The following is a 12,879-nucleotide window of genomic DNA, read 5'->3' on the forward strand; positions in this document are numbered from 1 at the left end:
TCCCGGGCCGTGAACAACCTTTGGGCATGGCCCGAGTCGCTACCTGATTTAGTCACAGGCTCCGTCTAGCCTTGGACACAGCCGACACTGGTGGTTCCACAATACTGGTGGTTCAACAATACTGTCGGTTCGACAATACTGCCGGTTCCACGACATGGCGGTTGCGAGGATGGGGCGCACAATGAGCATGGAGGAACGGGCCATGAAACGCGGGGTAACTGCGCAGATGGCCGTTGAGGAATACAGTCGGCCGATAATCGGGCGGATTAATGGCTTGGACGGACTGCGTGCCATTGCGGTGCTTGCGGTGCTTGTCTACCATTTGTACGCCGGTCTGCTGCCCGGCGGTTTCCTTGGAGTCGACGTGTTTTTTGTTGTCTCCGGCTTCCTCATCACCACGCTGCTGCTGCGTGAGGTCCGTAGTACCGGCGTGATCTCCCTCGGTCAGTTCTGGCTACGCCGGGCGCGCCGCCTGCTTCCGGCCCTGCTCGTGGTCATCCTGGTCAGCACAGCGCTCGGATTCCTCATCGGCAAGGACCTGCTGGTCGGTATCGGCCGCCAGACGCTCGGTGCCATGACGTTCTCGAACAACTGGCTTGAAATCGCCGCCGGCTCCAGTTACTTCGCGCATACGGCACCGCAACTGTTCGTTAACTTCTGGTCTCTGGCGGTGGAAGAGCAGTTCTACCTCCTGTGGCCGTTCGGTTTTCTGCTGCTCATGCGGTGCGTGCGCAGCCGCGTGAGACGCTTGGGCGTTGCCGCTGGCTGCGCTCTTGCATCCGCCCTCTTGATGGCCATCCTGTATGTGCCCGGCACGGATGCCACCCGCGTGTACTACGGCACCGACACGCACGCCTTCGGCCTGCTGATCGGCGTTGCCCTGGCCTTCGCTTGGTCCGGCGGAACCGGGATGGACCTGAGCCGTCCCAACTGGCGGCACCGCCGCAAGTTCATCGGCCTGGGTGCCCTTGCCCTGCTGATCGGCTGCATGTTCATCGTGGATGCGGCTTCACCGTTCGCATACCGAGGCGGGATCCTGTTGGCCTGCGTATTGACCGCGGTGCTGATCCTGACCCTGTTGGAGGGAACGGGCCCGCTCCAGACCATGCTTAATTTTCCTGCGCTGACGTGGGTAGGTCAGCGCTCCTACGGCATTTATCTGTGGCACTGGCCCGCCCTGGTCATCTCCGATGCCGTGGCCCCGCAGGCGATAGGCACACCGGGGTGGTGGATCATCCGGATCCTCGCGCTGGCGCTGACCGTGCTGGTGTCCGCTCTCTCCTTCCGGTACCTGGAGGAGCCCGTGCGCAGGCAAGGCTTCCGCGCAACCTGGGCGGCTGCGTCCGGCGCGGTAGCCCGCGGCGGTATGAAGGTCAACGGGGCAAAGCTGACCGCTGGGCTCGGAGCCACGCTGGCACTGCTGGCAATCGCGGGCATCCTCACCGCCCCGGCAAAGTCACAGGTGCAGACCGCGCTGGAACGCAACCAGTCGATTGTCTCGGCTGCGACACCGCCAACACTGGTGCCCTCGGCCGCCGCTTCAGCCACGGCGGACAAACCGACGGACAAACCCGCAGCCGCGCCGTCGGCACCGGCGCCGGGCGCCGGCAACGCGCCGGCTGCGGCAACCCCGTCCGGCACCCCGATGGCTTACCCCAACGGCGATGAGGTCATCGCGATCGGGGATTCGCTGGTGGTGACCAGCGCGGACGGACTCCGTGACAGGTTCCCCGGCATGGCGTTCGACGCTGCCTCCAACAGGCAGTGGCCCGACGGGGTCGCAGCCATCGGCGCCAGACTCGCCAACGACAGTATGCGCCGGGCGGTTATCGTGCACTTCGGCACGAACGCCGGCGTTGACCAAACGGTGGTCTCCAAGGCACTGGACATGCTCGGTCCGGACCGTATGGTAGTGCTCGTGAATCTCTATGGGGCCAGTTCGTGGGTCCCGAACGCGAACGACGCCCTCACAAACGCCGTAAAGGGGCGCCGAAACGTCATCATTGCCGACTGGAACAAGGCGATCAGCCAGCGGCCTGACCTTCTTCAGCCGGATCAAATTCATCCCGGAATTTTCGGCGCACACCTTTACGCGGACACGATCAAGAAGGCCTTTCATGACCTCGCCGTGCGCACGGGCGGCGCCGTACCGGCGGACTATACGATCGTCGACGACTACTAGGACAACGGCTGCCGCTGCGGCACAGAATCAGGCGGAACGGTCGACGATTGCCCGGGCAAACCCGACCAGCGCGGACTTCACCACACCATCCGGAATCGGCGCCAGCGCGTCCACCGCCGCCTCAGCCCACTGCCGGGCAATTGCCCAGGATTCGGCGGTCACGGCATGGGCTTGCAAGGCCGCCACCGCCCGGGCCAGAGCATCATCGCTGGTCAAATCCCCCTCCACGAGGGCCAGCACCTCAGCGGCAGACGGATCGGTCGCGGCCGCTTTGCGCAGCAGCAAAACCGGCAGGGTCGACACACCCTCGCGCAGATCCGTTCCCGGCGACTTCCCCGACACCTGCTTCAAACCAGTGACGTCAATGACGTCGTCGGCCAGCTGGAAGGCAACGCCTGCCTTCTCGCCGTATTCCACCAGTACCCGCTGGATTGGCTCCTGGACACCGGCAAAAATCGCACCCAGCTGACCGGAGGCTGCGACCAGGGAACCGGTCTTGTCCGCGATCACGGACAGGTAGTGTTCCACCGGATCCTGATCCGGACGCGGGCCAACAGTCTCATGCAACTGACCCAGGCAGAGACGCTCAAAAGTCCGCGCCTGGATCCCCAGTGCCTGTGCACCCAGCTCCGAAACCAGAATGGATGCGCGGGCAAAAATCAGGTCGCCGGTCAAGATGGCAACAGTGTTCCCCCACACCTCGTGCGCTGTGGGGGCACCGCGGCGGTACGGCGCTGAGTCCATGACGTCGTCGTGATACAGCGTGGCCAGGTGGGTAAGCTCGACGACGACGGCGGCTTGGATGACCTCCGGGCGGCTGGCGTCCCCCAACTGGGCTGCCAGCAGCGTCAACAACGGCCGGATGCGCTTGCCGCCGGCCTCCATCAGGTGCCTGGTGGTGGCATCGGCGAGCGGATCCGAGTTGGCGATGGCAATATGCAGCTGTTTCTCCACCTTCGCCAGCGACATCGAAATGGCGGGCCCAAGGTCGGCATCGGCGGCAATGGAGGCAAACCCTTTGGGCAATTGCAGACCCGTGGCGATGCCCATCGTGGTCGGCTCCGGTTCATCGGATTCGGGACGGCCATGGCCGGCGTGGGTCCAGCCGGAGTCTGCGGAAGTAGTCACTGCTTAACACTAGCTTTCGTAAGGGGGCGAATGTGCCGTCCCGTTGCCGCGGGCGCGGCGTCCCCAACGGTCAGGCGAGCTGATTGTCCGTGGCCGGGACCAGCTTTTCGAGCAGATGAATCACTCTATCCTCAAAGCTCTTGCCGCCGCTGTCCGTCAAATTGGCCAGCATCCGCACGACAAAGCGCATCAGAACGGGGATGGGCATCCCGGTCCGCAGCGCCAGCTTCATCACCTTGGGCCGGCCTATCAGCGTCGCGAACATCCGGCCCAGGGTGAAGTGGCTGCCCCATTGCTGCCGTACATACCCGCTGTAGCCGGAGAGCACATGGTCCCGGGCCAGCAGTGAATTGGTGCGGTCAGCGGTTTCAATGACCTCTGCCGCGTACCGCGCGGATTCCATAGCGTAGGAGATACCTTCGCCATTAAAGGGGCTCACCATGCCGCCGGCATCGCCGAGCAGCAGCAGTCCTGGCGAATAATGCGGGGTGCGGTTGAACCCCATCGGCAGGGCCGCACCCCGGATTTCACCCATCTGGTTGTCCGGGTTGAAGCCCCACTGCGCCGGCATGGCCGCCGTCCAGTCCCGCAGCACCTGCTTGTAATCCAGCTTGCCGAATTCCCGGGACGAATTCAGGATTCCCAGGCCAACGTTGGAGGTACCGTCGCCCACGCCGAAGACCCAGCCGTAGCCGGGCAGCGGATTCCCGGCCTTGTCGGGCAGCTCCAGCCAGCCTTCCATCCAGTCATCGTCCGTCCGCGGGCTGGTGAAATAGGTCCGCACGGCCACGCCCAGCGGCCGGTCATCACGCTTATGCAGTCCCAGCGAGACGGCAGTCCGGGTGGAATTCCCGTCCGCTGCAAGCACCACATCGGCCGCAAAATCCTCGGTGGCCCCGGTTTTGCGCCCCGCCCCGTCCAGCAGCGCCGCAGTGACACCGATGACACGGCCGCCGGCGTCCCTGCGCGCGGTGGTGACGCTGTGGCGTTCAAGGACGACGGCTCCCGCAGCCTGCGCATGCCGGGCCAGCGATTCATCAAAACCGAGCCGCGTCCGGATCAAACCATACTGCGGGAAGTCACTGAGTTCGGGCCATGGAACCTCGACAGTCCGTCCGCCCGCGATCAGCCGCAGGCCCTTGTTCCGCCGCCAGCCCTCGGCCTCGCTGTGCGGCAAATCCAGCAGCTGAATCTCGCGCACGGCCCGGGGCGTGAGACCATCGCCACAGACCTTCTCGCGCGGAAAAGCGGTCTTCTCCAACACCGTGACCGCAATACCCGCCCGGGCCAGATAATAGGCGGCGGTGGACCCGGCCGGGCCTGCCCCGACAATCAGGACCTTCACTTAGCGGTTGGTCCGGTACCGGACGGCTTGACAGCACCGGCTGGTCCTGCAGTTCCGGACGGCTTGGTGCGATGCGTCTTTGCCACCGGGCCCACGCCGCCGCGGTCCCCACGTCCGGGCTTAACCGCGCGGTGCACGGCCACAATGCCGCCGCTGAGGTTACGGTAAGCCACCTCCTGCCAGCCAACGTCCCGCAGCCACTGTGCGAGATGATCCTGATCCGGCCAGGCCCGGATGGACTCCGCGAGATATACGTAGGCCACCGGGTTGGAGGAAACCTTGGTGGCGATGGCCGGCAGCGCGCGCATCAGGTACTCGGTGTACATGGTCCGCCAGAGGGCCACGGTGGGCGAGGAAAATTCCGCAATAACCAGTCTGCCGCCGGGCTTGGTGACCCGGAGCATTTCCGCCAGCGCCTGGTGCGGCGCGCTGACGTTGCGCAGCCCGAAGGAAATTGTGGTGGCATCGAAGGAATTGTCCGCGAACGGCAGGTTAGTGGCGTCCCCGGCAATGAAGTCGATGTCCGGGCGCCGGCGCTTGCCTACTTTGAGCATGCCCACCGAGAAATCGCAGGCCACCACGGCGATCCCGGCATCGGCATACGGCTCACTCGACGTGCCGGTTCCAGCGGCCACATCCAGTACCCGCTGGCCTGGTTTGGCATCGACGGCGCCCACCACGATCCGCCGCCACCGGCGGGTCTGTCCCATCGACAGCACGTCATTAACGACGTCATACTTGGGCGCAACGTCGTCAAACATTGCGGCAACTTCTTCCGGACGCTTCTCCAACGATGCTCGGTTCACCCCATCATTATCTCAAAGATCGCCCGCGCACGGGTATTTTGCGCCCGTGCTGCCACAGGGCTACTGCGGAGTAGTGTTAAATCATCATGACTGCGTCCCTGACCGCCCTCACCGTGCCGCTCGATCTGTCCTTTTTCACCATCTCCGGGCACCTGAGGCAAAAGTCGGAACAGTACGGGCTGAGCGACCTGTTGTGCATTGACGGCGCGTTGTGCTGGATCCGCCGCGGCGAGGGCCTGGTGGCCTTCGGAGAGTTGACGCGCTTCAGCGGAACCGGACCGGAGCGTTTTGCCGATGCTGAGCAATGGTGGAAAGCGCTGTTGTCCAGCTCACACGCCCAGGATTCCGTCCGACTTCCCGGTACCGGCCCGGTGGCCTTCGGCTCCTTCGCCTTCTCCAAAACTTCGTCCTTTGAGTCCCGGTTGATTATCCCCGCTCTGGTGGTCGGCTTCCGCGCCGGGCTCGTCTGGTTGACGCAGATGACGCTCGACGGCGGCCCGCTCACAGCCGCCGGCGCGCACGCCGCCCTTGGCCTGCTGATTGACAGCGCCGCCCGGCCACAGCCGGGCAGTCCCGGGCCGTTGAGTCCTGAGCCGTTGAGCCCTGAGCCGTTGAGCCCTGAGCCGTTGAGCCCTGAAGAGGCAAATACCGAGCCGCCGGAAGCAGTGGTCTCCAGCGGAGCCCTCAGCGAGCAGGATTGGCTGGCCGCCGTCGCAGCCGGAGTCAGCGCGATCGAATCCGGAGCGCTGGAAAAAGTGGTGCTGGCACGGGACATCGTCGCCACCTTCGCAGAGCCCGTCTCCCGCCCCGCCATTTTGCAGGCGCTGACGGAGCGCTACAGCGAATGCTGGACGTACGGGGTGGAAGGGCTGGTCGGAGCCACCCCGGAAATCCTCATCAAAGTAGAGGGACGCACCGCGCAGGCGCGGGTGCTGGCGGGCACGCTGGACCGCGAGGACGCGCCGGAGGATGCCGCCGGGTTTGCCCGCGAGGTGCTGGCCGGATCGATAAAGCAGCGGCAGGAACACGATTTCGCCGTCCGGTCACTGACCCGCCAATTGGCCCCCTTCGCCGTCGACCTCTTCTTCCCGCCGGAGCCCTTCATCCTGGAGCTGCCCAACGTCTGGCATCTGGCCTCCGACGTCAACGCGGAACTGGCGGACGTGGATGGCCATCTCCCCACCTCGCTGGCGCTGGTGGAGGCGCTGCATCCTACTGCCGCCGTTTGCGGAACGCCGCGCAGCGAAGCGGGGGCGCTGATCCGCGAGCTGGAGGGGCTTGACCGCGGTCCCTACGCCGGACCGGTGGGCTGGCTGGACGGTTCCGGCAACGGCGAGTGGGGCATTGCCCTGCGCGGTGCGGTTCTGGAAAATCCGACGACGGCGCGGCTGTATGCCGGTTGCGGCATCGTGGCCGCGTCGGATCCGGAAGCTGAACTCGCCGAGACCTGGGCTAAATTCCGTCCGATGCTGCAGGCGTTGGGCCTGCGCGCCTAAACGCTCCTCCCGACGGCCCGCGCGATTCCCGGCGCGGGATCCGGGGTCCCGGTTCCCGCGCGCGTCGCCCGCTTGCCTTTCGCCCACTAAGGTTGTCTGATAGTAAAACGTTGTTTACTGTGATGCATATCTCTTTCGGCTATACACTATAAGACGGATAACTCCTTCCAGCCTCAGAAACAAAGGGTAAATCGATGCCGTTCTCCCCCAAACTGTCCGCCAAAATCCTCACGGTTGCCGCCGTGGCAGCTCTAGCGCTCACCGGCTGCACCACCGCCTCGCAGACCAACGCCGGGGCTCCCGCCAATTCCTCCGGCGCTGCGAGCTTTGACCCCTCCGCCGTCAAGAAGGACGACGCCCTGGCAGCTGCGGTCCCCGCCGCAATCAAGAGCAAGGGCACACTGACCGTTGGTTCGGATACCTCCTATGCTCCCGCGGAGTTCCTGGGCGGCTCGGACGGCCAGACACCGCAGGGCTACGACGTCGATCTCGCCAAGGCAATCGGGGCGACCCTTGGGATGCCGGTGAAGGTGCAGACCGCGGAGTTCACCAGCATCCTGCCCGCGCTCGGTGCCAAGTACGATCTGGGCATGTCCTCCTTCACGATCACCCCCGAGCGCTCGCAGGCCGTGAATTTTGTCAGCTACTTCAACGCCGGCGTGCTGTGGGCCGTCCAGAAGGGCAACCCCAAGAACATCTCCCTCGATGACATCTGCGGCAAGACGGTCGGGGTCCAGACCGGCACGGTGGAGGAGGACCCGGACGTTTCGGGACGTTCCAAAAAGTGCACCGATGAGGGCAAGCCCGCGATCACCATCGTCACGCTGAAAAACCAGACCGATGTCACCACCCGCCTGGTTAACGGCAGCATCGATGCGATGTCCGCCGATTCCCCCATCATCGGTTACGCACTCTCCCAGACCGGCGACAAGCTGGAAACGCTCGGAGACGTCTACGACGCCGCCCCGCAGGGAATCGCCATCGCCAAATCTGATACTGCCTTCGCGGATTTGATCGGCAAGGTCATGAACAAGCTCATCGACGATGGCGACTACAAAAAGATTCTGGACGGCTGGAACAATAGCAAGGGCGCATTGACCAAGGCCGAGGTAAATCCGACGGTGGGCAGTTGAGCCGCTCGGCACCCAGCACCGGAACAAGGAAAAACGGCATGACTGCATCAGCGAGCAGCCGCACCGGGGGCCCGGACCTGATCAAAGCAGTCCCGGTGCGGCACCCGGGCCGATGGGTCGGCGTCGTCATCATCGCGCTTTTCGTGTTCCTGCTGGTGCAGTCCCTCGTGACCAACCAGAACTTCCATTGGGACACCGTGGGAACGTACCTGATGGATGTGCTGGTCATTCAGGGCATCGGCTGGACCCTGCTGTTGACGGTGCTGTCCATGGTGCTGGCCACTGTGCTGGCCATCATCCTGGCGTTCATGCGGCAGTCGGACAACCCGCTGTTCCGGTACATCAGCTGGGTCTGGGTCTGGTTCTTCCGTGGGACTCCCGTCTACACGCAGCTGGTTTTCTGGGGCCTCGTCGCGGTGCTGTATCCAAAGATTGCCGCCGGCGTCCCGTGGGGACCGGAGCTCTTCAGCTTCAACACCCAGGACCTCATTCAGCCTTTCCTGGCCGCTATGCTGGGCCTGGGGCTCAATGAGTCCGCCTACCTGGCGGAAATCTTCCGTGCCGGTCTGAAGTCGGTGGATGCCGGGCAGATGGAAGCAGCAGAGGCGCTGGGAATGCGCAGATCCAAAATCATGTGGCGGATCATTTTGCCCCAGGCCATGCGCGTGATTGTCCCGCCCACCGGCAACGAGACCATCGGCATGCTCAAGACCACGTCGCTGGTGCTCGCGGTACCGTTCACCTTGGATCTGACGTTCGTGACCAGTTCCATTGCCAACCGGATTTACCTGCCCATCCCGCTGCTGATCGTGGCGGCCATCTGGTACCTGGTGATCACCAGCGTGCTCATGGTGGGCCAGCACTTCATTGAACGCCACTATGGGAAGGGTGTGGACAATCTGGTGCCCGCTCCCGTGAAAGCCACGCAGGCAGTGACAGCTGCCCACACAACGCCGGAAGCGGCAGCAGCGACGGAAGAAGGTGGCCACGTATGAGTACGCCGATCAATGACATCACCGCTCCGCACCCGGCCGGGACCCAGGCGGATTCCGCGGCCGGCGACCCGCTGGTCCGGATCCAGGACGTGCATAAGTTCTTCGGCAGCCATCACGTGCTCTGCGGCATCGACATGACGGTCCGTCAGGGCGAGGTTTCCGTCATCATCGGGCCCTCCGGCTCCGGTAAATCAACCCTGCTGCGCTGTATCAACATGCTCGAGACCATCAGCGCCGGCCGCATCTACGTGCGCGAGGACCTGATCGGTTTTAGGGAAGTTAAGGGCCAGCTGCATGACCTGACGCCCAAGCAGGTTGCCGTCCAGCGCCGGGACATCGGCATGGTTTTCCAGCGGTTCAACCTCTTCCCGCACCGGACCGCCCTGCAGAACATCATCGAGGCGCCCACACAGGTCAAAAGGGTCAGTAAAACGTCCGCGCGTACCAAGGCCATGGAGCTGCTGGACCGCGTGGGGCTGGCGGACCATGCCAATCACTACCCGGCGCAGCTCTCCGGCGGCCAGCAGCAACGGGTTGCCATTGCCCGCGCACTGGCGATGGAACCTGAGCTGATGCTCTTTGACGAGCCCACCTCAGCCCTGGATCCGGAGCTGGTGGGGGATGTGCTCAATGTAATGAAGGATCTGGCAAAGTCCGGTATGACCATGATCGTGGTCACGCACGAGATCGGTTTTGCCCGCGAGGTGGGAGACACGCTGACCTTCATGGACGCCGGCGTTGTGGTGGAAAGCGGGGATCCGCGCGAGTTGATTGCGAACCCTCAGCATGCCCGCACCCAGGAGTTCCTCAGCCGGGTGCTCTAGCTCCGGGGCCTGCCTCGCCGGTCAGTTTCGCGGCAGGATCGGCGCCACTTTCAGCGTCACCACCCGTGCGAGGTTTTCGTGCAGCACGCGCAGTCCGGACCGGTCCGCCCGCACCTCCAGCAGGGAGCGCCCGCGAACCGGTTCGGCCAGCGCCGCGGTCAGTTCCGCCGTCGTGCTGATGCTCCGATGCGTGACGCCGTAGCCGGCTGCAAGGGCCGCAAGATCGGCTGTGTGCGGCGTGCCAAAGAGGCGTTCGACGGCGGCGGCGTAGTCCGTGCGGCCGGCCAGAACGCCGTGCTCCAGGGTGCTGAAAATCCCTCCCCCGCCATCGTTAAGCACCACCAGCTGCAGATCCGGTTCGGCCTCACCGGTACCCAGCAGCAGCGCCCCGGCATCGTGCAGGAAGGTCAGATCGCCCAGCAGAATCCGGGTCGGCACTCCACCGGCGAGCGCAATTCCAGTACCGGTAGAAATTGTGCCATCGATCCCTGCCAGGCCCCGGTTGGCAAAGACCTGGACCGACTTCGGCCGCGGTCTCCCTGCCAGATCCACGTCCCGGATGGGATTGGACGAGCCCAGCACCAGGTTGCCCTGCGTCTGTTTCCACACCGCCCGCGCTACATGCAATCCGGTCAGCGGCGGCACCCCGGCCGAAGGTCCCGGCCCGGCGAGCACTTCCTCCAACGCCGCTTCAGCACCCAGAGCGGCAATCCTCCAGGACTCCAGCCAGCCGGTGGGACCCTGGCCGGCGAATTCGAGCAGGTCGTCCCATGCTGTAAGTACCAGTTCGGTGCGGCGCCCCGGTTCAAACCAAGCCGCCGGCCGGGGCAGGTACAGTGCCCGCTCAATGTCAGTGCGGGCCAGCAGCGCGGCCACCGGTCTGGAGAGCGTGGGCCGGCCAAAGACCACCACGCGATCGATGGGCTCCGCCGAATCCGCCCCAAAGTGCCCCAGCAGCAGCCGGTATGGCCCCACCGCGTTCGGTCCGAAGCGGGCGTTCGACGACGGCTCCGCCAGCAGCGGCAGACCCAGGCTGCGGGCAAAATACTCCGCGGATGGACCCGCAGCATGTCCGGCGATCACGACGGTCCGTCGCTGGGCGCCGGTCCTAACCGCTGCCGGTGGTGCCGCCGCGGCATTAGCTGCCGAGAGCCAGTCTTCGTTCCCCTCCGCCGGACCGCTGCCGGCCCCCAGCTCCGCGGGCGTCCGGTATTGCGGCTGCTCCCAGTCGCTGCCGTCCAATGCAGGGGTCAATGGATCGCGGAAGGCCAGATTGAGCTGCACCGGTCCCGCCGGCGTGCCCGGAAGCCTGCCCTGGGCCGCGCTCAACGCCGTGCCGATTGCCGCCGTCGGATCCGTTCCGGCGCCAACATCGGCGGCGAAACGTACATGCTCGCCGAAGAGATCGAGCTGAAGAGTGGTCTGGTTGGCCCCTGTCCCCCGCAGCTCCTCCGGACGATCCGCGGAGAGCACCAGCAGCGCAACCGCGGCATGGTTGGCTTCCATCACGGCGGGCAGCAGATTCCCCACCGCTGTCCCAGACGTGGTCAGCACTGCCGCCGGGCCATCGCTGCCCAGCGCCAGACCCAGCGCGGTGAACCCGGCCACCCGCTCATCAATGCGCACATGCAGCCGGAGCAGGCCCGCCGCTTCCGCCTCGGCCAGCGCGTAGGACATCGGCGCGCTGCGGGAGCCCGGCGCCAGCACCACTTGGCGCACTCCCCCTGTCACCAGGGCCCGAACCGCGAGCCGGGCCGCATCCATTGAGTTAGGAGAAGTCACACCACCCATCTAACCTCATCCCTTCCTTTACCATCGCCTGTGCCGCAAATGCCCCTTTGAGCGCCGTATCGTGCATTTGCGGCGCAGTCGATCCGTAAATAATTAGACCCGGGCCTCTGCAGCCAGCACGGCATAGCTTCGCCGCAGGCGGTCCAGCCACCAGGAACGGCGCTGCCCGGAGAGTGCGTACCGCTCAAGCAAATCCGGCTCCGGGGCCACGTCCCGAACGGCAATATGTCCCTCGGAAGCAATCAGCGGATCGTGCACTACGTCCGCTTCGAACAAGGACACCGTCCCCAACCCGCAGGCATACGGCAACTCGGGCAGCGCGGCGGCCAGCGCCACCCCGGCCCTAATGCCCACCGAGCTATCCAACGCGGAACTCACTACCGCGGGCAGGCCGGCCGCTGCGACGATTTCCAGTGCGCGCCGGACTCCGCGCAGCGGAGCGACTTTAACTATGATCAGGTCCGCCGCACCGGCGCGGGCGACGGCCAGCGGGTCTGTTTCCTTACGCACACTTTCATCGGCAGCAATCAGTACCGGGACCCGGCGCGCCGCCAACGTCCGCCGGACGGCTGCCAGCGCGGCAATGTCCGGTACCGGCTGCTCGGCATATTCCAGCCCGAAATCGGCCAGTCGCGTCAAGGCGTGGACGGCCTCATCTACGGACCAACCGCCGTTGGCATCGACCCGGATGGCCGCGGCGGGCAAGGCCGCACGGACGGCGCCAACCCGGGCAACGTCGTCGTCCAGTGTTTGCCCGGGCTCCGCTACCTTGACCTTGACGGCCACGGTGGTATCAAACGAGGCGAGTATCTCCGGGACGCGGACGGCAGGCACGGCAGGAACCGTTGCGTTGACCGGAATCAGGGCGCGCCGCGGTTCGGGGAAGCCCTCCCAGCCAGCTTCGATGGCCGCAGCCAGCCAGCGCGCCGATTCAGCGTCGTCGTACTCGGTAAAGGGGGAAAACTCAGACCAGCCGCTGGGTCCGTTCAGGAGCACCATCTCCCGCGACATGATGCCGCGGAACCTGACCCGCATGGGCAGTATCACCACATGGCTTGCCGCAATGAGCTCGTCTAGATCGGGCAAGGGGAGCATTCATCCACTTTAGCTTCTGGTTTCCATCCGGAATGTCCCCGGGCAAGTAACCGGTGCCTACCCGTGCCGAAGAAGAGCCTGCAC

10 protein-coding genes are annotated in these 12,879 nt (G+C 65.0%); 5 read left to right on the forward strand and 5 right to left on the reverse strand.

Annotated elements, in window-relative coordinates; all coding sequences use genetic code 11:
* Positions 1-181 precede the first annotated feature (181 nt).
* Positions 182-2,182, forward strand: a complete 2,001-nt coding sequence (locus IV500_RS01355) for an acyltransferase family protein (protein WP_196395040.1) — start codon at positions 182-184, stop codon at positions 2,180-2,182.
* Positions 2,183-2,209: 27 nt separating this feature from the next.
* Here the strand turns inward: IV500_RS01355 and IV500_RS01360 are convergent, their stop codons facing one another.
* From IV500_RS01360 to IV500_RS01370, 3 genes are all read right to left on the reverse strand, one after another.
* Entirely contained in the window at positions 2,210-3,310 is a 1,101-nt protein-coding gene (locus IV500_RS01360) for a polyprenyl synthetase family protein (RefSeq protein WP_196395041.1), read from the reverse strand.
* 70 nt (positions 3,311-3,380) lie between these two features.
* Positions 3,381-4,655 (reverse strand): geranylgeranyl reductase family protein, encoded by a 1,275-nt coding sequence (locus IV500_RS01365; RefSeq protein ID WP_196395042.1) that lies wholly within the window; start codon positions 4,653-4,655, stop codon positions 3,381-3,383.
* Positions 4,652-5,461, reverse strand: a complete 810-nt coding sequence (locus IV500_RS01370; protein WP_196395043.1) for a demethylmenaquinone methyltransferase — start codon at positions 5,459-5,461, stop codon at positions 4,652-4,654. Before IV500_RS01370 ends, IV500_RS01365 begins: the two co-directional genes overlap by 4 nt.
* 86 nt (positions 5,462-5,547) lie before the next feature.
* Between IV500_RS01370 and IV500_RS01375 the strand changes: the two genes are divergently transcribed.
* The 4 genes from IV500_RS01375 to IV500_RS01390 all read left to right on the forward strand — a co-directional run bounded on the left by IV500_RS01375 (position 5,548) and on the right by IV500_RS01390 (position 9,909).
* Positions 5,548-6,957 carry an isochorismate synthase gene (locus IV500_RS01375; RefSeq protein WP_196395044.1) on the forward strand — a complete coding sequence of 470 codons (1,410 nt, stop codon included), beginning with the start codon at positions 5,548-5,550 and terminating at the stop codon, positions 6,955-6,957.
* Between the two features lie 194 nt (positions 6,958-7,151).
* Positions 7,152-8,090: an ABC transporter substrate-binding protein gene (locus tag IV500_RS01380; protein WP_196395045.1), complete on the forward strand. Its 939-nt coding sequence runs from the start codon at positions 7,152-7,154 to the stop codon at positions 8,088-8,090.
* Positions 8,091-8,128: 38 nt separating this feature from the next.
* Entirely contained in the window at positions 8,129-9,085 is a 957-nt protein-coding gene (locus IV500_RS01385) for an amino acid ABC transporter permease (RefSeq protein WP_196395046.1), read from the forward strand.
* Positions 9,082-9,909, forward strand: coding sequence for an amino acid ABC transporter ATP-binding protein (locus IV500_RS01390; RefSeq protein ID WP_281063955.1), 828 nt, complete (start codon positions 9,082-9,084; stop codon positions 9,907-9,909). The genes IV500_RS01385 and IV500_RS01390 overlap by 4 nt, the downstream gene beginning before the upstream one ends.
* 21 nt (positions 9,910-9,930) lie before the next feature.
* Here the strand turns inward: IV500_RS01390 and menD are convergent, their stop codons facing one another.
* A complete protein-coding gene (gene menD / locus IV500_RS01395; protein ID WP_196395047.1) occupies positions 9,931-11,700 on the reverse strand; it encodes a 2-succinyl-5-enolpyruvyl-6-hydroxy-3-cyclohexene-1-carboxylic-acid synthase in 1,770 nt (589 codons plus the stop codon).
* A gap of 93 nt (positions 11,701-11,793) precedes the next feature.
* Complete coding sequence (locus tag IV500_RS01400) at positions 11,794-12,795, reverse strand: o-succinylbenzoate synthase (RefSeq protein ID WP_196395048.1); 1,002 nt, start codon at positions 12,793-12,795, stop codon at positions 11,794-11,796.
* Positions 12,796-12,879: the final 84 nt, after the last annotated feature.

The sequence above is a fragment of the Arthrobacter terrae genome, from assembly GCF_015708085.1.
In the GTDB taxonomy this organism is placed as follows: domain Bacteria; phylum Actinomycetota; class Actinomycetes; order Actinomycetales; family Micrococcaceae; genus Arthrobacter_M; species Arthrobacter_M terrae.